Source organism: Arthrobacter sp. MMS24-S77 (assembly GCF_054888235.1).
The window spans coordinates 1,539,397-1,557,891 of the sequence record NZ_JBTZRN010000001.1; the positions used below are offsets into that span (position 1 = coordinate 1,539,397).

An 18,495-nucleotide genomic window follows, 5' to 3' on the forward strand; every position below is an offset into this window, starting at 1 on the left:
GTGTCAATCGAGTACCGCGAATGGCGTGATGGCGACGACCTGGCGCTCCTGGAAATGTGGGGTGGGCCCGAAACCCTGCCTGCACAGCAGTTCCGGGCGGCACTTGCGCCATCGAGCAACAGCGGCCAGGGCCAGCCTTGGCGCCGGTGCATCGTGGCAGAAGACGTGGTTGACGGCATCGGAATCCCCGTGGCTGCGGGCGTGGTCCACGAGGCTTCCTTGCATCCGGAACGTCTCTGGGCCTACATCGAGGTTGCCAAGGATCACCGCCGGAGCGGGATAGGGGCGACGCTCCTCACCATGCTGCGGCGCGAAGCCGAGCGGTCGCCGTCGGGGGTTACCAAGCTGCGCAGCAAGGTGGAGCCCGGCACCTCCGGAGCCGCCTTCGCCGAGTGGGCTGGCCTCGCGCCCATCCAGCGCTCACAGCTTGTGGTGGTGGATCCCGAGCCGCTGAGGCTTCCGGTGTTTGGCGACGGTTCCGAGGAAGCGGCCTCCGAGCAGGTTGAAGACCTCGCCACCGGATCCGTGGAACTGAGCGACGTTGTCGGCCGGTACTACACGGCCGTGCACCATTGGGACAGCCCGGGCGAACTGGCCATCCCCGCGGTGCAGCGGCTGTTCCTTGACGAGCTGACGGGTGCGCACGGTGCACTCGTGCTGCGTGCTCCGAAGGCCAGTGCTTTTGGTTCGGGAGTTCCGGCCACCCGCAAGGGCAAGTTGCAGGCCTTCGCCATCAGCTATGCCCAGGGCAGCTCGGACGAACCCTCGGAAGTGTTCCTCGGTCACGAACCGCGTTTGCAGGATGATGAGGCACGCGAGGCAGTCCGTGACTTGCTGGCGCTCATTGCCTACCAGCACCCGGTGATCCTTGAAGTGGACGATTCCATGACGGCTGTGCGCTCCGTCGTGGATCCGCTGCTGGAGATGGGCAAAGCAAAGCTCCGGGGTGCGGACACTTTGGTGGTCAGCGACTAGCAGTCAGCTGGCCCAACTAGCTCGCATTTGTTGTCGTTATGAGCGCTCATAACGACAACAACTGCTAGTCAGTTGGGTGGGACGCCGCGCTGGCCCACGTAGGCTTGTAGGCATGAGGTTTTGCAGCTAATGGGTCACGGCCATTCACACGGACACGCAGAGCATTTCGAGCCAAGCCCGCAGGCGCTCGCGGCGCGCAAGCGGGCCAATTGGCTCCTCGTAGCCGTGCTGGCTCCGATTGCCGTGCTCACGATCGTTGCCATGCTCGTCATGTGGCCGTCAGGGAGCAAGGAAGGCATCACCTTCGCGAGCCCCTACACAGCCGCTCCCGGGGTGACGTTTGATACCGGCAAGATCCAAGCCGTCACGCAGGAGAGTTGCTCCCAAGGCACCCAAGCTCCGGGTACGAACGGTACGAACCAAAGCAATGGCACACAGCAGCAAGGTTCCCAGTGCACCTTCGCGTCCACGCAGCCGGACAACGGCGGCAGCCCCGTGAAAGTGGTCATCAACCCGGATGTCGCCAAGTCCCACGGCGTCAAAGTGGGGGACAGCATCCGCTACCTGAACCTCTCCGGGGTGCAGGGCGCAGCGGCAGGCAACGGCTCGCCGTCGTACGTTTTCCTGGATTTCGTTCGGACCGTTCCCATGGCGCTTCTGGCGATCCTGTATGCCGTGGTGGTCATTGCGGTCGCGCGCTGGCGTGGCTTCAGGGCACTCCTGGGCCTGGCCGGAGCCTACGTGGTGATGGTCAGCTTCATGCTTCCCGGATTGGTGGAAGGCAAGCCGCCGCTGCTCGTGGCTCTGGTCGGTTCCACTGCGATCATGATGGGGGTGCTCTATTTCGCCCACGGATTCTCGGCCAAGACCTCCACCGCGTTGCTGGGCACGATCTTCGGCCTCGGCATTACGGCGCTGCTGGCGGCCTGGGCCACGGATGCGGCTAATCTGACCGGGATCGGAAGCAGCGAGGGCGCCACGCTGGTGAACATGTCGGACAAGATCTCCCTCTCCGGGATCATCCTTTGCGGGCTGATCATCTCCGGGCTCGGAGTCCTCAACGACGTAACCATTACCCAGTCCGCGGCCGTGTGGGAACTCTACGAACTGGCGCCGGAAACCGGTGCGCGCACGCTGTTCACGTCCGCCATGAGGATTGGCCGTGACCACATCGCCTCCACGGTCTACACCATCGCCTTTGCCTATGCGGGCGCCGCCCTTCCGATCCTGATCATTGTCATGCTGTACGACCGCCCGTTGGTTGATGCCCTCACCAGTGCGGAGTTGTCCGAGGAAGTCATCCGCACCCTGGTGGGCTCCATCGGCCTGGTGCTGGCCATTCCCGTGACCACGTTGATCGCGGTGCTGGTGGTCAAGGCGACCGGTCCCCGGCGACTCGCGGCAGCCGACGACGCGGATTCGGCACCAGCCGACGACGACGACGGCGACGTCCGTGAGCTTGAAACTGCCGGGTCCGCCGACGCCTTCGAATCGTTCGACACGGGCGAGCTCGCCGCCGTCGTCATGACCAGGCGGGCACGCAGGGAAGCCGAACGTCGCTAGCCCCCCGATGACATTTGTCATCCCTCATTGGTGACACACGCCCCGGACCCGGACGCGGATCTCGGCTTTGATGGGTAGTGGAGTGAACCAAAGCCAAGGAGAGTCATGACAACAGCGAGTGTGCCGGCCGTCCACGCCGCCGGACTGCACAAGAGCTTCGGGAAGGTCCACGCCGTCCGCGGCCTCGACCTCACCGTGCAGCCGGGGGAGGTGGTGGCGTTCCTCGGTCCCAACGGGGCCGGCAAGACCACCACGATCGACATGATCCTCGGATTGAGCGCCCCGGACCAGGGAAGCGTTTCCATCTTCGGCCACACCCCCAGGGGAGCCATCGCCCGCGGTCAGGTGGCAGCCGTGATGCAGACCGGCGGCCTACTGCGGGACATCAGCGTCCGCGAGACCGTGCAACTCAACGCAGCGATGTTCGATTCCTCCCGCCCCGTGGACGAAGTCCTGGCGCGGGCGGGCATCCTGGAGATCGCCGACCGAAAAGTGGAGAAGTGCTCCGGCGGCCAGCAGCAGCGGTTGCGCTTCGCCATGGCCCTCGTCTCCGATCCCGGATTGCTCATCCTGGACGAGCCCACCACCGGCATGGATGTGGCGGGACGACGCGACTTCTGGACCGCCATCAGGACCGACGCCCAGCGCGGACGGACCGTCATCTTCGCCACCCATTACCTCGAAGAGGCCGACGCCTACGCGGACAGGATCGTCCTGGTCCGGCAAGGCAGCATCGTCGCGGACGGCACCGCCGCCCAGATCAAGAACCTTGCCTCTGGCCGTACCGTCAAGGCTTCGCTTCCTCCGTCGGAGCGCGGTCTCCTGGCAGGGATGCCTCCGGTGGAAAGCATGGATTACGACGGCGGACGCGTCACCGTCCGTACCGGCGACTCGGACGCCGTCGTGCGGTACCTGCTCAACAACACGGGAGCCCGCGACGTCGAAGTGGCGGCCAATAACCTCGAGGAGGCGTTCGTCGCCCTCACCGGAGACGATGCCGTGCCGGAATCCACGAGCATCACTTTTGAAGGAGACCTCGTATGAGCACGGCAACAGTCGTCCAGGATCGGAAACCGTCCGCCGGCGGGGTCAACCGCACGTTCCTTTGGATCGAGATCAAGCGGATGCTCCGGAACCGCCGGACCATCATTTTCACGGTGTTCATGCCCGCCGTCTTCTTCTTCATTTTCGGCTTGTCCAACAAGGACAAGCTTCTGCCCAACGGGCACAGCTACGGCCAGTACATCCTCATCAGCCTCACGGTGTATGCGGCCATGACCGCTGCCACCGGCGCGGGCAGCCAAGTGGCCGTGGAACGCGCCCAAGGCTGGAGCCGCCAGCTTCGCCTCACGCCCCTCCTGCCCGGTGCGTATATCGCGGTGAAGGCCATGGCTGCGCTGACGCTGTCCCTCGTGGCCGTCGTGGCCCAGTTCGTCATCGGTGCCCTGGCAGGTGTCACCATGGATGTCCAGACCTGGCTGACAGCGGGGTTGGTAGCCTGGCTGGGCTCGCTGGTCTTCGCGGCCCTCGGCTTGTTCGTCGGCTACCTCATGCCGAGCCAGAATGTCATGCAGATCCTCGGGCCGGCCTTGGCCATCCTTGCCATGCTCGGTGGACTGTTCATGCCGATCGAGATCATGGGGGAGACCTTCGGGAACATCGCCAAGTTCACACCGGCCTACGGGATCGGGCAATTGGCCCGGAGTCCCATCACCGGCGAGTTCGACTGGGCGTGGATTGTCAACGTGCTCATCTGGCTCGTGATCTTCGTGGCCGGGGCCGCGATGGCCTTCCGGCGCGACACGAAACGCGTCTGAGCAGGCCACTAAGGTAAGGACCATGACCAGCAACGCACGCGGAACCTCCTCCAGGGATGTGCTCACCGGCACCATGTTCCGTGGTTCGATGTTCCGCGGTCCCGGCCCACGGGGCTGGCTCATCGGCGCGGGACTCTCCATCCTGCTCTGGGCCTGGCCGACGTGGAACATCGTGTGGTCCGTCGACGAGCCGCTGGCCTGGAAAATGGCGGCGTCGGCGTCACTGATCGTGTTCTTCGCCGCCTACGTCTTCCTGCCCCAGATCAGTTGGCGCCGGGGCGTCCGGGCAGGCATCGTGTCCGTCTGCATCCTGCTGACGCTGAACGGGGTGAGCGTCTTCCTCATCGGAAGGGAAGCCTTGTGGACTTGGACGTTCCTTGCCTGCGCCATCGCCATGACGTCCCTTCCGCCGCGCACCGATTTCTTCCTCATCGTCACTTTGTCCCTCGCCTCCTTCTCCGCCCAGCTGCTGACGGGCAACGGGGAGCAGGCCCTGCTCCAGGCCGGGATCATCTTGTCCCTCGGCCTCATGATGTCCGCCTTCGCGCGGCTGATCCGGCAGACCGCACGGCTCCGGGAAGCGCAGACTGAACTGGCCGACGCAGCCGTCGCTGCAGAGCGCAGCCGCGTGGCCCGGGACATGCACGACATCCTGGGGCACTCCCTGACGGTGATTGCCGTGAAAGCCGAGTTGGCCGGGCGCATGTTGGACACGGTCCCCGGTGGCCCGGCCAGGGACACGGCCGCCGCCGAGATCTCTGCGGTGCAGGACCTGGCCCGTGGAGCGCTCGCCGACGTCCGGGCCACGGTGGCCGGTTACCGCGGCGTCAACGTCCTTGCGGAGCTCGCAGTCGCCCGGACGGCATTGGAATCGGCCGGGATCGACGCCGAATTGCCTGGAACCGTGGAACAGGTTCCGGCGAGGCACAGGGAGCTCTTCGGCTGGGTGCTGCGCGAAGGGATCACCAACGTGGTGCGGCACTCCGGTGCCGCGCGCTGCCGCGTCCGGTTGACGGCGTCGAGCGTTCTGGTGGAGGACGACGGCGTCGGCCCGGCGTCCGGGGGACGCTCCGGGAACGGGTTGGCCGGGATCCGTGAACGCGTGGGTGCCGCCGGGGGAACGGTCAGTATTGGCCCGAGTGACCTGGGAGGGTTCAGATTGGCGGTGGAGGTATGAGCATCCGATTGGTGATCGCGGATGACCAGGCGCTGGTGCGTGGAGCACTGGCGGCCTTGCTGGGACTGGAGCCGGACATCGAGGTGGTCGCCGAACTGGGCGACGGGACAGGGGTGGCGGCCGCCGTCGTCGAGCACTCCGCGGATGTGGCAATGCTCGACGTCGAGATGCCCGGCCTGGACGGGATCAGCGCGGCAGCAGCCGTGCGGCGAGCAGCGCCGTCATGCCGGGTCCTTATGGTGACCACCTTCGGACGGCCCGGCTACCTCAAGCGCGCCATGCAGGCGGGAGCCTCCGGGTTCGTCGTCAAGGACACCCCGGCGCGGCAACTGGCCGAAGCCGTACGCCGTGTCCATCAGGGCCTCAGGGTGGTGGACCCCGCGCTCGCCGCGGAATCATTGACCGCCGGGGACAGTCCTTTGACCGAACGCGAGGGGGACGTGCTCAAGGCCGCGTCCGACGGCGGAACGGTCGCCGATATCGCGAAGGCGGCGATGCTTTCCGAAGGGACCGTCCGGAACTACCTGTCCGCCGCGATGGCCAAGACCGGCGGCCGGACCCGTGCCGAGGCCGTGCGGATCGCCGAAGACAACGGCTGGCTGCTCTAGCGGCCCGTCGATTTGCCCGGCTTTGAGACAATGGACGGGTGACTGTAGTAGCAACACCCCCTTCGCCCAAGCTTGAGCTGCCCCCGTTGCAGCTTGGCCGGATCACCGTGGACACTCCCGTGATCCTGGCCCCGATGGCCGGTATCACCAACTCGGCGTTCCGCAGGCTGTGCCGTGAATACGGCGGCGGCCTGTACGTCGCCGAGATGGTGACCTCCCGCGCCCTGGTGGAGCGCACGCCGGAATCGTTGCGCATCATTTCCCACGACGACGACGAGAAGGTCCGGTCCGTGCAGTTGTACGGCGTGGACCCGGTCACCGTGGGCCAAGCCGTGCGGATGCTTGTCGAAGAGGACCGTGCTGACCACATCGACCTCAACTTCGGCTGCCCCGTGCCCAAGGTCACCCGGCGCGGCGGCGGTTCGGCCCTGCCTTGGAAGATCGACCTCTTCACCTCCATCGTCCAGACGGCGGTGAAGGAAGCCTCCAAGGGCGATATTCCGCTGACCATCAAGATGCGCAAGGGCATCGACGAGGACCACCTCACGTACCTCGACGCCGGCCGCATCGCCCGCGATTCCGGTGTTGCCGCCGTCGCGCTCCACGGCCGCACTGCCGCGCAGTTCTACTCCGGCCAGGCCGACTGGTCCGCCATCGCCCGCCTGCGTGAAGCCCTACCGGACATCCCCGTCCTGGGCAACGGCGATATCTGGTCCGCCGAGGACGCAGTGCGCATGGTGCGTGAAACCGGGATCGACGGCGTCGTGGTGGGTCGCGGCTGCCAGGGCCGCCCGTGGCTCTTCGGTGACCTCCAGGCGGCCTTTGAAGGCAGCGATCAGCGCCACCGCCCTGGCCTGCGCGAAGTAGCCGACGGCGTCTACCGTCACGCTGAACTCATGATCGAGACCTTCGGCAACGATGAATACAAGGCCCTACGCGAAATCCGCAAGCACATGGCTTGGTACTTCAAGGGCTACGTGGTGGGCGGGGAATTGCGCGCCAAGCTCGCCACTGTGCCCACCCTCGAAGTCCTGCGCGAGCTGCTCGACCAACTGGACATGGACCTGCCGTATCCGGGCATCGATTCGGAAGGCCCGCGCGGCCGTGCAGGTTCACCCAAGAAGCCGGCTTTGCCCAAGGACTGGCTCCTCAGCCGGCAAATGGACGCCGACCAGACCCGCGACATCGCCGCGGCGGAATTGGACGTTTCGGGCGGCTAAAGCGCGGTCAGGATCGCCGCGTGCACGCGCAAGGCCCGACTCGTGGAAAACTGGCTGCATAGGCACCGGCAGCATGGACACCGGTGGACGGCAAGCGGAGGAGGCGGATACCCATGGGAACTGAAGCGATGTCTGCGGCACGCACTGCCGAAAACGGAACGGCCATTCCAGGCTATGGCGAGGCCGACTCGGCACGCTGGGTACAGGAGCCGCGGAAAAACACCTACCGCTCGGACTTCGAGAGGGACCGCGCGAGGGTGCTGCATTCTTCCGCCCTCCGCCGGCTCGGTGCGAAGACCCAGGTGGTTGCCCCGGACACCGACGATTTCGTCCGCACCCGCCTGACGCACAGCCTTGAAGTGGCCCAGGTGGGCCGCGAGTTGGGCCGCGCGCTTGGTTGCGATCCGGATGTTGTGGACACGGCGTGCTTGAGCCACGATCTTGGCCACCCGCCCTTTGGCCACAACGGGGAATCCGCCCTCAACGAGGTAGCCCACGGAATCGGTGGCTTCGAAGGCAACGCACAGACCCTGCGCTTGCTGACCCGGCTCGAGCCCAAGGTCCTCACCGCCGACGGCCAGCCCGCTGGTTTGAACCTGACCCGCGCGAGCCTTGACGCGGCCTCCAAATACCCGTGGTCCGCCGTGGACGCCCCGGTCATCCACGGGCAGCGGAGCAGCAAGTTCGGCGCCTATGAGGACGATCTGCCCGTGTTTACCTGGCTTCGGGACGGCGCGCCCGGCAACCGCTCCTGCATCGAGGCCCAGGTGATGGACCTCGCCGACGATATCTCCTACTCGGTCCACGACGTGGAGGACGCCATCGTTGCCGGCCATTTCCAGCTGAAGTGGCTGGACAATCCGGACCACCGCGCACGGGTGGTGGGGTACACGAAGCAGTGGTACCTGCCCCACAATGATCCTGCCGAGATCGATGCCGCCCTCGCCAGGCTCGAAGCCACGAGCGTGTGGGTCCGTGAGGCTGACGGCAGCCGCAAGTCGATGGCTGCGCTGAAAGACATGACCAGCCAGTTGATCGGCCGCTTTTGCCAGAGCGCCCTGGAGACCACACGGAAGCATTTCGGCCCGGACCACCTCACCCGGTACGGCGCGGAACTCATGGTTCCGGAAGAAACCGTCACCGAAATCGCGGCCATGAAGGGCCTCGCCACGACGTTCGTGATCTCCACGGACCATCGGCAACCCGTCTATGAACGCCAACGGGAAGTCCTGCACGCCCTGGTTGGCGTACTCAATGCGAGCGGAGACCGGCATCTGGAACCGATGTTCGCCGCGGACTGGCGGGACGCCCCCGACGACGCCGCCCGGCTTCGCGTCGTCATCGACCAGGTGGCGTCCTTGACGGACGCTTCGGCGCTGGCGATGTACGAACGGCTCGTGGGTAGCCTTCCGTCGCTCTGGTAGCCGCTGGCAACCCAAGCGGCGGCCCGGGGCCGGTCCCGCGGAGCGACTAGGATGGTGACGTGGCTGGCCTGATCAAACGTGAAGATATCGACGAAGTACGCCAGCGCACCGATATCAAGGAAGTGGTGGACGGCTACGTCACCCTCAAGGGTGCTGGCCTGGGCACCTTCAAAGGCCTGTGCCCCTTCCACGACGAGCGCTCGCCGTCGTTCACGGTCCGCCCGCAAGTGGGCCGGTACCACTGCTTCGGTTGCGGCGAAGACGGCGATGCCATCTCCTTCGTCCAGAAGATGGACCATAGTTCATTCCACGAGGCCGTGGAAAAGCTGGCAGCGCGGATCGGCTACGAGCTGCGTTACGAAGACGGCGGCACTGGCCCCAATCGCGAAGAGGTCGGTAAACGCCAGCGGCTCCTGGACGCCCACAAGATCGCCGATGAGTTCTTCCGTGCCCAACTGCTGACGGCGGGCGCCGCCGAGGGGCGCAACTTCCTGCACGGCCGGGGTTTCGATCGGGCCGCGGCCGAACAGTTTGGCGTCGGCTATGCACCGCAGGGTTGGGATTCGCTCCTGAAGCATCTGCGCGGTCGCGGTTTCACGGACGCTGAATTGAAGCTGACGGGAATGTTTTCCGAAGGCAACAGGGGCATCTACGACCGCTTCCGCGGCCGGCTCATCTGGCCCATCCGGGACATCGCAGGCGACACCATCGGCTTCGGAGCCCGCAAGCTCTACGAGGACGACCAAGGCCCCAAGTACCTGAACACTCCGGAGACCGTGCTCTACAAGAAGTCCCAGGTCCTGTACGGGATCGACCTCGCCAAACGGAACATCGCCAAGGACCGCCAATTGGTGGTGGTTGAGGGCTACACGGACGTCATGGCCTGCCACCTGGCCGGAGTCGGTACCGCCGTGGCCACCTGCGGTACGGCGTTCGGTACGGACCACATCAAGATCGCCCGCCGCTTGCTGTCCGACGACGGCACCGGGGGAGAGGTCATCTTCACCTTCGACGGCGACGCCGCCGGGCAGAAAGCGGCATTGCGCGCCTTCGAGGAGGACCAGCGTTTCGTCGCCCAGACCTATGTGGCGGTGGAGCCCACCGGGGCCGATCCGTGTGATTTGCGCCAGCTCAAGGGGGACGCGGCCGTACGGGACTTGATCAGCACCCGGCGGCCCCTTTTCGAATTCGCCATCCGGGCCTCCCTCAGGCGCCACAACCTGGACACCGTGGAAGGCCGCGTGGCCGCGCTGCGCGAGTCGGCTCCCGTGGTGGCGCAGATCCGCGATTCCGGAATCCGCCCGGCCTATGTCCGCGAGCTGGCAGGCTGGCTCGGCATGCCCATTGAGGAAGTCAGCAGGGCAGTAGGCCTGGCTGCCAAGCGCGCCGCGTCCGGCGCCCCCGCGCCAGGGGCTGCGGGAGCCCCGGGGGCTGGGCAAGGCACATCGCCGGGCCAGGCCGGCCAGCCGGCGGCAGCACCGCCGTCGGATGCTCCCATCGCCTTCATGCGCCCGGACCCGCGGGACCCCGTGGCCGCCATGGAACGGCAGGCACTTGAAGTGGTCATCCAGAACCCCGCTGTCCTTGGTGGAGAAGCCTGGGCGCGGTTTGAGGCCTCCCACTTCACGACGCCGGCCTATGCAGCCGTGCACACGGCTGTCCGGGCCGCCGGGCTTGCCCACGCGGGAGACCCTGTGGCCTGGGTCGAAGGGATTCGCCAGGAGGTTCCGGAACCGCTGCAAGGCCTGGTCTCCGAGCTTGCCGTGGTGCCCCTGCCGGCCAGTACGCCTGAAGCCCTCCAGCGGTACTGCCGGGACATCCTGGCCCGGCTGTTCGAACTGCAGATCACCCGGGTCAAGGCGGACAAGATGGGCCAGCTGCAGCGCCTGGATGCTTCAGCGCAGCCGGAGGAATTCCAACGCCTCAACCGCGAACTCATGGAGCTGGAAATGCAGCGCCGTGCTCTCCGCATGGACAGCTGAGGACCCTCCACGGCGCCGATTTCGTTTCCCGGCAGCCCTTTGTTAGGCTGGTACACGCTTCATTCCTCCGTAGCTCAATTGGCAGAGCATTCGACTGTTAATCGAAGGGTTACTGGTTCAAGTCCAGTCGGAGGAGCGCTACTCAAAAATCCCCGTCCTCAGTAGAGGGCGGGGATTTTTGGTGTCTGATTCTTTACCTCGTGGTGAGGGAGGCGTCATCGAGGTACATCCAGGTGTCGTCGGCGGGGCTGGCGCCGTCGAGGTGGACGTTGATCCAGAGCGTGATGGTCTGGCCCTTGTATGCGGAGAGATCGGCGCTGAACTGCGTCCACGTGCCGGAGTCGCTGCAGAGTTTGAACAGGCTGGCCAGGGTTGTCCCGGTGGCGGAGCGGACCTGTGCTTCCATCCAGTCGTACCGGCACGTGGTGCCGTTGCAGGTGTCGTCATTCGTGTGCGGCTGGTACCAGAAGGACAGCGTGGTGGTTCCGGTCGCGGGCACCGTGATGGTTTGGGACAGGCTGCTGTCGCCGAGGGGTTCGTTGCCGGACGCCAGGCCCAGGAGCGCCGAGCCGGTGCCGGTATGGGCAGTGGTAGAAGCTACCGGTGCCCTGACGCCACCCGTGGTCCAGGAGGTGAGTCCGGATTCGAAACCGCCGTTGGCAATGGTTGACGTGGTAGTGGCCGTGGGCGTGACCGCCGCAGACGCCGCAGACGCCGGTGACGTGCCGATCGCGTTGGTGGCTGTGACCGTGAAGGTGTACGCGGTGCCGTTGGTCAGCCCTGTCACGGTAGTGCTGGTGGCCGGGGGTGCACCGGTGACGGTGACCGGTGTCAGGGTGGTAGCGCCGGCATGCGGAGTGACAGCGTACGAGGTGATCGCGGATCCGCCGTTAGCCGGCGCGGTCCAGGACACGACGGCGGAGGCGTTCCCCGCCGTCGCGGTCACCGCGGTAGGGGCGGCAGGCGCCGTCGCGGTTGCGTTGGGCGTGACCGGCGGTGAGGCCGACGACGCCGGAGAGGTGCCGATCGCGTTGGTGGCCGTGACCGTGAAAGTGTACGCGGTGCCGTTGCTCAGCCCGGTGATGTTCGCCGTCGTCGCGGGTGGGTTCCCGGTGACGGTAACGGGTGCCAGGGTGGTGGCACCCGCGTGCGGGGTGACGGCGTAGGAGGTGATCGCGGATCCGCCGTTGGCCGGGGCGGTCCAGGACACGGTTGCTGACGCGTTTCCCGCCGTCGCGGTCACCGTGGTGGGGGCGGCAGGCGCCGTCGCGGTCGTTTGGCTGTTGGTGAGGGTGACGTCGTCGAGGTACATCCAGGTGTCGTCTGCGGGGCTGGCGCCGTCGAGGTGGACGTTGAACCAGAGGGTGATCGTTTGGCCGCTGTAGGCGGAGAGACTGGCGCTGAGCTGGGTCCAGGTGCCGGAGTCGCTGGAGAGTTTGAACAGGCTGGCTAAAGTAGCGCCGGTACTGGAGCGGACCTGTGCTTCCATCCAGTCGTACCTGCAGGTGGTTCCATTGCACGTGTCGTCTGCGGTATGGGGCTGGTACCAGAAGGACAGCGTGGACGTGCCAGTGGCAGGGACCGTAATCGTCTGGGCCAGACTGCTGTCACCGAGGGGCTCGTTGCCGGAAGCCAAGCCGAGTAGCGCCGAGCCGGTGCCGGTGTGGGCGGTGGCGGAGGTTACGGGTGCCCTGACACCGCCGGTTGTCCAGGAGCTGAGCCCGGATTCGAAGCCGCCGTTGGTGACGCCGGGAACGGGCGCCGTAGGCGTGACGGGAGCCGATGCGGCAGACGGCGCGGATGTCCCGACGCCGTTCGTCGCCGTGACGGTAAATGTGTAGGCCGTTCCATTGGTCAACCCAGTGACGGTCGCCGCAGTCGAGGGCGGACTTCCGGAGACCGTCACCGGAGCCAAAGCCGTGCCGCCAGACGAAGGCGTCACGGAATACGAGGTAATCGGAGAACCACCGTTAGCCGGTGCCGTCCACGACACCGCCGCGGAGGCGTTGCCCGCCGTCGCGTTCACGCCTGTTGGAGCGGCAGGTGCGGTCGGAGCCGTCGGCGTGACGGCAGCCGATGCGGCAGACGGCGCGGACGTCCCGACGGCGTTTGTCGCCGTGACGGTGAACGTGTAGGCGGTGCCGTTGCTGAGCCCGCTCACTGTCGTCGTCGTCGCGGGCGGGTTTCCGGACACGGTGACCGGAGCCAGGGTGGTAGCGCCCGCGTGCGGGGTGACGGCGTAGGACGTAATCGCGGAGCCGCCGTTGGCCGGCGCCGTCCAGGATACGGTTGCGGAGGCGTTGCCGGCAGTCGCGGACACCCCGCTTGGTGCCGCGGGCGCTGTCGCGGCGGCAGTGACAGTGACCGGGTGCGTGACCGTCCCTGTCAGGCCGGCGTTATCCGTCACCGTCAGTTTCACTTGGTAGGTTCCCGCCGCGGCGTAGGGGTGCGACGGCTTCACGCCGGTTCCCGCCGGGGACCCGTCGCCGAAGTCCCAGCTGTAGGAGGCCACGGTTCCGTTCGGATCCGTCGAAGCTGAACCGTCAAACGTCGCCGTCAAGCCCGACGTCGAGGATGTGAAGGCGGCCGTCGGTGGCTGGTTTGCCGCATTTCCCAGGGCCTGGGCCACCGTTTGTACGGACGTTGTCCCGTTGGCCGTTCTCGCCGCGAGCCATGTGATGAAGGTATTGAAGAGCGAGGGGCTGATGGTCAGGCTGGGTTCTGTCCCGACGGCAATGTGGTGGAATGTCAGTTGTACCCATCCACCTCCCGGTTCTGCGTTGGTCACCAGGTCCTCAAGGTTCTGCAGCGTCCAGGTGCTGTCCACTTCATCCGGCGCCGCTGTGTTGTAAGGATTGGCCGGGGGAAGGGTCTCCGCGAAAGGACAACCCGAGCAGCTGGCGGGGGAACGGATGTCACCCAAATTGCGCGCACTGGCAAAACCGCAATTCTTCACGATTTGCTCGACGGAAGAGTTTTCGGCGGCGAAGGGATAGGCAAAGTTGGTGGCGTTGAACCCCCAGCTGGCAAGGGTGGTCCGTCCGCCGCAAACCTCGTTGGTGGCTGCCGAGGTGGACAAGGTGGTGAGGTCGGGGTGGGTGATCGTGTGGCCGCCGATCTCGTTGCCATCCGCAGCGATGCTGTTCAGGTTGGCCCGGGTGAGCCATGAGGGATTATCGATCCAACTGGTCGTGATGAAGAACGTCCCGTGCAGTCCGTGCGACTTCAGCACCTGTTCGGCCGCGAGCTGATCATCATTGCCGTCGTCGAAGGTCAGGCTGATGATCGTCTTCGGCAGGGCCCGGGCCGGGGCTCCGATGTAGACCATCGAGTAGCCAAACAATAACAGGACGGACGCGGCAGTTGCCCAGCGGAACCATGGGTTGCGAATGCCTGGCACCTTCTCGCGCCAAACCGAACTGCGCCCCTGCTGCCGGAGCAAAATGGGCCGCCGGAACAACACGGGCGGCCGGGACAACACTGGCCGCCGGAACAGTATGGTCAGGAGCCGCATCGGCTTCCCCTTTGGCTGAACAGACCGGATCAGTATCCCCAGGTCCGGAGCCTAAGGGTTAGGCGCGGCACGGGTTAAGAGTGGGCGGTACCTGTTTTGGTTCCATTCCCGGCCTCTTCACTCAGGCCCGGATACGCGTACTTAGCCGGAGCGCCAAAAGCTCAATTGAACGGCGCGTAATGGCCGTCCGAGACGAGTTCGATGATCCCCTGGGATGGAGTCACGATCGGTCCATGGCCCGGCAGGATGGTCTCCGCGCCCAGCTGCCTGAGGACTTCCAAGCTGGCCCAGGTTTCCGCGGGGCGGTGATGGAAGACTGCGGGCAGCATCTGCGGACCGCAGACCGGACTGATGGCATGGCCTGTGATCAGTGCATCTCCTGTCACGACGGCCCTGGCTGAAGGAACCCAGAAGGACACGTGCCCGCTGGTATGGCCGCCGGTGGCAATGATTTGGGGATGTCCCGGGAGCGCGTCCAAAGTACCCTGGGTCATGGCTGCCACCTCCGGGACCGCGACGTCGGACAAGCCCCCGGATCGGACGGCATGTACGGCCCAGGCGCCCACCTTGGGGCTAAGTACGCGCAAACCGAGATCCTTCACGCTGATTTGTTCGAGGACCTCCCGGCGGACATTTCGCAATTCCGCATGGTGCGCGAATACCGGGATGCCCATTGCGGAAATTCTCGCGGCATTGCCGATGTGATCGGAGTGGCCGTGCGTCAGGAGAACCGCCGACGCATTTTCGATAGCCAGCCCCAGGAAATTGATGCTTGATTGGAGCAATGGCCAGTTCCCCGGATAGCCCGTGTCAATAAGGGTGAATTCCCTGTCCCGCCTGAGGACGGTCCAGTTGACTGCGGGGCCTTCGACGAAGAAGACGTCCTCGGCAACCTCCTTCACGTTGTCCTCAGGGGACCACTTCTTCGACATGTTTCCTTCCCTTCGTAGGAGCCGGACCATCCTACCGCCGGAGGGCGTCACGTCCGCGCCGTTCGTGATACCCGGGAGGGGTATCTTGCCTGGCTCCCCGCAGGTGATCTTGGGTCGATTTCACTTGCGGCAAAACCTTTGCTAAAGTCATAACCGCTTCATTCCTCCGTAGCTCAATTGGCAGAGCATTCGACTGTTAATCGAAGGGTTACTGGTTCAAGTCCAGTCGGAGGAGCGCGAAGGCCCCGCACCGGTTTTGATCGATGCGGGGCCTACTTTTTTGCTTCGATTTGTTCGGTTTTTGCCCAATATTTCAGACGAAATCCATCTCCACTTGCAGGAATCTCGCCGCTTCGGCCACGGCAGCCCGGAAAGCCTCCTCCTCGGTGGGTGGCGTCCGCGGTTCCCGCGGGTGCCATTCGTGGGCAGCGGAGTGAACACGTGTGAATCCGCCGCCCGGGGGTGCGTAGAAGATTCCGAAGCGTTGGACGGGCCATTCGGGCGAGGTTTCCGGAGCCACAAGCAGGGCCGCGCCATTTGTTGGATTGAACCACTGGGCAATCGGGCGGCGGCGGTCCTCCGTGAAGAGTCCGGCCGCGTAGAGGGCCGCGGACTGGGGGCTGGTCACGGTGCACAGGCGATCCCACCACAGCGGCAGGATGCCGTCATCCCTGCGCTGCCATGGGGCTGGAATAGGTTGCAGTTCCTGCCAACGGGGCACACCTCAACTTTATCGCCGGGCCATGCCCCGCAACAGGCCTCGACCCAACGTACGGTGCTTAGTCCCGTTTCCTCCAAGGCCCAGGATTGATCCGGTAAAGAATCGCAGAGCCGACGACGGCGCCCAGCAGCGCTCCGAACACGGCGTTTCCGGCCCCGCGGCCCAGTAAGAAGCCGACGACGGCGCCCAGCATCGCCCCGAGGAAGAGGCCCCGGCCGTTGCGGTGCGGTTTGCGCGTCATGGATCGAGCCTACTTCTCCGCGGGGAGGTGCGGTCCCCCTCATCGGTGAAGGGACTTGCGCATCAGTGGATGGAGGGGACGGTGCGGGGCCGCACTATGAGCCACAGGGCCGCAACGGCGCACGCGAGGCACACTGCTTGTACGGCTCCCATGGGCACGGCAGAGCCCACGCCCAGCCAGCCAACCACCGGTGGAATGATGCCGGCCATCAGGAAGTTCGAGGCGCCGAGCAGGGAGGCCGCCGTTCCAGCCTGAGCCCCGTGATTGGCCAAGGCAATCACCTGAACGCACGGGAACATGAATCCGGTGGCCAGGATATAGAACCACAGCGGGACCATGACTCCCCACAGCCCGAAGTGCAGGAGATCGAACAACACGATCAGCGCCGCCATCAGCAGCATCCAAGCTGTGGCAAAGGCCATGATCCATTGGGGTGCCACGCGCTTGATGACCCTGGAACTGATCTGGACGCCGGCGACGATGCCCAGGGAGTTGACGCCGAACAACAGGCCGTATTGCTGCGGAGAGAAGTCGTAGACCTGCTGGAAAAGGAAGGTCGATGCCGAGAGGTACGCAAACAGCCCGCCGAAGTTGAACCCGCCCACCAGCAGCATCCCGACGAAAATCCGGTCGGCGAACACGGCTTTGTAACGCTGGCCCGCCGTCGAGGTCGTCTGCCGACGGAGTTCGGCAGGATACGTTTCCCGGATAAGGAACACCGCGGCAATGAACACCAGGATTCCGTAGCCCGCCAGGAAGTAGAAGATCCCCGGCCATGGCATCACCAGCAGCAGTTGGGAGCCGATGATCGGAGCCAGAATCGGCGCGAGGCCATTGACCAGTGACATCCGGGAGAACATCCGCACCATGGCATAGCCCGCGAAGAGATCCCGAACCATGGCCATGGCCACCACGCCGCCGCCGGCCGCACCGACGCCCATGAGGACGCGGAACAGGGCGAGCGTGTTGATGTCCGTGGATAGTGCGGCGCCGAGGGAGGAACCGATATGCAAGGCTGTTGCCAGGATCAACGGCACGCGGCGTCCGAATTTGTCGCTGAACGGGCCCACCACCAACTGCCCGACGGCGAAGCCCACCGTTGTACCGGTCAATGTGAGTTGAATCGCAGCCGCCGACACGTCGAAGTGGTGCTCCAGTGCGGGGAATGCCGGTAGATAGAGGTCCACCGTAAAAGGACCCAAGGCGGTCAAAGCGCCAAGTAGCAGGATGTAGAGGAGTTTTTCGCGTCGGCTGAGGGAATCGCCCGGTACAGGGGGAGTGTTCACGATTATCAATCCTATGTGCGACAGATCATATTTATCCGGGATGGCAGGGGCGCGCCGCAGGACTGTCCCGGAAGTTGAGGCTGAAGCTGAATGGTAGTTTTGTGGACAGGTGCGCGTGGGCAGTTGTTTGCCCCGTGCCAGTGCCGGGTAGGAGCAAGTAGGAAGCAGTGAGGCGGAACCAATGAGTGGACGTCACAGCGGCCGGGCTGGCCAACGCCCGGGCATTTCGGCATTGCCGAACACCCTCAAACTTGCGGCCCGGCTCGCGCCGCGGCAGCTCAATGATGAAATCAGCATGGCCAAGCTTGAGCTCAAGGGCAAAGGCAAGGTCCTGGGGGTTGCCGGTGCATTCGTCGGCGTCGCGCTGATCTTCCTCTCCTTGCTCGTCATCGCCTTGGTGGTTGCCGCCATCATGGGCCTGGCCACGGTCATGCCGGCCTGGCTGGCTGCGCTTGTGGTTGCTGCAGCGTTCCTGCTGATCGTTCTTGTCGGAGCCCTCGTCGCATTCCTCGCCTTCAAGAGGGCCATGCCTCTTGTACCTGAGAAGACCATCCGCGGTATCAAGCACGATCTCGGCATCATCAAAGAGGGGACGTCGTTCGACGCCAGCATCCTGGACCCATCGTCGGAGGCCTATAAGGCTGCGGAAGCAGCGAAAGCGGCTGCAGCCGAGAAGGCCAAGGCCGAGAAAGCCGCCAAGGCAGAGGCACACAAGGCCGAGCAGCCTCCTGCTCCGAGCGAGGCGGAGCTGCTGCGCCGCCTGGAGCAGCGCCGCGAGCACCTCGCGGACGTCCGCGAGGTGCTCGGCGTCGAGCTCGATGTCAAGACCCAAGGAAAGGCCCTCCTGGACGTTGCGGGGCACAAGCTCGACGACGGACGCCAGTTTGCGGCCGACAAGCTCGCAGATCTCGGTGAGAAGGTTCCGGCAGGGCTGCCGGAGCGGCTTGTCGCACGCTGGAAGGAGCTACTGCTCTTTGCCGCCTCCGCCACGGTGGCTGCGGTGGGACTCCGGAAGCTGTTCAAGAAGTAATCGGG

The 18,495-nt window shown here is 65.2% G+C and carries 15 protein-coding genes and 2 tRNA genes; 12 read left to right on the top strand and 5 right to left on the bottom strand.

Features of this window, described 5'->3' with window-relative positions; genetic code table 11:
- The 10 genes from ACX5I4_RS06995 to ACX5I4_RS07040 all read left to right on the top strand — a co-directional run bounded on the left by ACX5I4_RS06995 (position 1) and on the right by ACX5I4_RS07040 (position 10,902).
- Positions 1–975 (top strand): GNAT family N-acetyltransferase, encoded by a 975-nt coding sequence (locus ACX5I4_RS06995; RefSeq protein ID WP_461836045.1) that lies wholly within the window; start codon positions 1–3, stop codon positions 973–975.
- A gap of 129 nt (positions 976–1,104) precedes the next feature.
- On the top strand, positions 1,105–2,538 hold the full coding sequence (locus ACX5I4_RS07000; RefSeq protein ID WP_461836046.1) for a YibE/F family protein: 1,434 nt from the start codon (positions 1,105–1,107) through the stop codon (positions 2,536–2,538).
- Positions 2,539–2,643: 105 nt separating this feature from the next.
- Positions 2,644–3,582, top strand: coding sequence for an ABC transporter ATP-binding protein (locus ACX5I4_RS07005; protein ID WP_461836047.1), 939 nt, complete (start codon positions 2,644–2,646; stop codon positions 3,580–3,582).
- Positions 3,579–4,355 (top strand): ABC transporter permease, encoded by a 777-nt coding sequence (locus ACX5I4_RS07010; RefSeq protein WP_461836048.1) that lies wholly within the window; start codon positions 3,579–3,581, stop codon positions 4,353–4,355. Before ACX5I4_RS07005 ends, ACX5I4_RS07010 begins: the two co-directional genes overlap by 4 nt.
- Positions 4,356–4,377: 22 nt before the next feature.
- Positions 4,378–5,532, top strand: coding sequence for a sensor histidine kinase (locus ACX5I4_RS07015; protein ID WP_461836049.1), 1,155 nt, complete (start codon positions 4,378–4,380; stop codon positions 5,530–5,532).
- Positions 5,529–6,140: a response regulator transcription factor gene (locus ACX5I4_RS07020; protein WP_461836050.1), complete on the top strand. Its 612-nt coding sequence runs from the start codon at positions 5,529–5,531 to the stop codon at positions 6,138–6,140. The genes ACX5I4_RS07015 and ACX5I4_RS07020 overlap by 4 nt, the downstream gene beginning before the upstream one ends.
- A 38-nt stretch (positions 6,141–6,178) precedes the next feature.
- Positions 6,179–7,360: a tRNA dihydrouridine synthase DusB gene (gene dusB, locus ACX5I4_RS07025; RefSeq protein WP_284751334.1), complete on the top strand. Its 1,182-nt coding sequence runs from the start codon at positions 6,179–6,181 to the stop codon at positions 7,358–7,360.
- A gap of 113 nt (positions 7,361–7,473) precedes the next feature.
- The gene (locus tag ACX5I4_RS07030; protein ID WP_461836051.1) at positions 7,474–8,784 is read left to right on the top strand and encodes a deoxyguanosinetriphosphate triphosphohydrolase; all 1,311 of its coding nucleotides are present in this window, start codon (positions 7,474–7,476) and stop codon (positions 8,782–8,784) included.
- 59 nt (positions 8,785–8,843) lie between these two features.
- Entirely contained in the window at positions 8,844–10,766 is a 1,923-nt protein-coding gene (gene dnaG / locus ACX5I4_RS07035; RefSeq protein WP_461836052.1) for a DNA primase, read from the top strand.
- Positions 10,767–10,829: 63 nt separating this feature from the next.
- A tRNA-Asn gene (locus ACX5I4_RS07040) sits at positions 10,830–10,902 on the top strand.
- 57 nt (positions 10,903–10,959) lie between these two features.
- Here the strand turns inward: ACX5I4_RS07040 and ACX5I4_RS07045 are convergent.
- Together ACX5I4_RS07045 and ACX5I4_RS07050 are read right to left on the bottom strand one after the other, a co-directional pair.
- The gene (locus ACX5I4_RS07045; protein WP_461836053.1) at positions 10,960–14,166 is read right to left on the bottom strand and encodes a fibronectin type III domain-containing protein; all 3,207 of its coding nucleotides are present in this window, start codon (positions 14,164–14,166) and stop codon (positions 10,960–10,962) included.
- 275 nt (positions 14,167–14,441) lie between these two features.
- On the bottom strand, positions 14,442–15,212 hold the full coding sequence (locus ACX5I4_RS07050) for an MBL fold metallo-hydrolase (RefSeq protein WP_461836054.1): 771 nt from the start codon (positions 15,210–15,212) through the stop codon (positions 14,442–14,444).
- Between the two features lie 162 nt (positions 15,213–15,374).
- On the opposite strand from ACX5I4_RS07050, the gene ACX5I4_RS07055 reads away from it, so the two are divergent.
- Positions 15,375–15,447, top strand: a tRNA-Asn gene (locus ACX5I4_RS07055).
- A gap of 78 nt (positions 15,448–15,525) precedes the next feature.
- On the opposite strand, the gene ACX5I4_RS07060 is transcribed toward ACX5I4_RS07055, so the two are convergent.
- From ACX5I4_RS07060 to ACX5I4_RS07070, 3 genes are all read right to left on the bottom strand, one after another.
- The gene (locus ACX5I4_RS07060; RefSeq protein WP_395801685.1) at positions 15,526–15,933 is read right to left on the bottom strand and encodes a hypothetical protein; all 408 of its coding nucleotides are present in this window, start codon (positions 15,931–15,933) and stop codon (positions 15,526–15,528) included.
- Between the two features lie 58 nt (positions 15,934–15,991).
- Positions 15,992–16,174, bottom strand: coding sequence for a hypothetical protein (locus ACX5I4_RS07065; RefSeq protein WP_461836055.1), 183 nt, complete (start codon positions 16,172–16,174; stop codon positions 15,992–15,994).
- 62 nt (positions 16,175–16,236) lie between these two features.
- Positions 16,237–17,466, bottom strand: coding sequence for a multidrug effflux MFS transporter (locus tag ACX5I4_RS07070; protein ID WP_461838668.1), 1,230 nt, complete (start codon positions 17,464–17,466; stop codon positions 16,237–16,239).
- 175 nt (positions 17,467–17,641) lie between these two features.
- Here ACX5I4_RS07070 and ACX5I4_RS07075 point away from each other — a divergent pair, with 175 nt between their 5' ends.
- A complete protein-coding gene (locus ACX5I4_RS07075; RefSeq protein ID WP_461836056.1) occupies positions 17,642–18,490 on the top strand; it encodes a phage holin family protein in 849 nt (282 codons plus the stop codon).
- Positions 18,491–18,495: the final 5 nt, after the last annotated feature.

Excerpts from the sequence above, each read along its gene's own strand:
- ACX5I4_RS07020 (WP_461836050.1), top strand. The coding sequence starts at position 5,529 with ATGAGCATCCGATTGGTGATCGCGGATGACCAGGCGCTGGTGCGTGGA.
- ACX5I4_RS07000 (WP_461836046.1), top strand. The coding sequence starts at position 1,105 with ATGGGTCACGGCCATTCACACGGACACGCAGAGCATTTCGAGCCAAGC.
- ACX5I4_RS07010 (WP_461836048.1), top strand. The coding sequence starts at position 3,579 with ATGAGCACGGCAACAGTCGTCCAGGATCGGAAACCGTCCGCCGGCGGG.
- ACX5I4_RS07005 (WP_461836047.1), top strand. The coding sequence starts at position 2,644 with ATGACAACAGCGAGTGTGCCGGCCGTCCACGCCGCCGGACTGCACAAG.
- ACX5I4_RS07065 (WP_461836055.1), bottom strand. The coding sequence starts at position 16,174 with ATGACGCGCAAACCGCACCGCAACGGCCGGGGCCTCTTCCTCGGGGCG.
- ACX5I4_RS07030 (WP_461836051.1), top strand. The coding sequence starts at position 7,474 with ATGGGAACTGAAGCGATGTCTGCGGCACGCACTGCCGAAAACGGAACG.
- ACX5I4_RS07075 (WP_461836056.1), top strand. The coding sequence starts at position 17,642 with ATGAGTGGACGTCACAGCGGCCGGGCTGGCCAACGCCCGGGCATTTCG.
- ACX5I4_RS07050 (WP_461836054.1), bottom strand. The coding sequence starts at position 15,212 with ATGTCGAAGAAGTGGTCCCCTGAGGACAACGTGAAGGAGGTTGCCGAG.
- ACX5I4_RS07015 (WP_461836049.1), top strand. The coding sequence starts at position 4,378 with ATGACCAGCAACGCACGCGGAACCTCCTCCAGGGATGTGCTCACCGGC.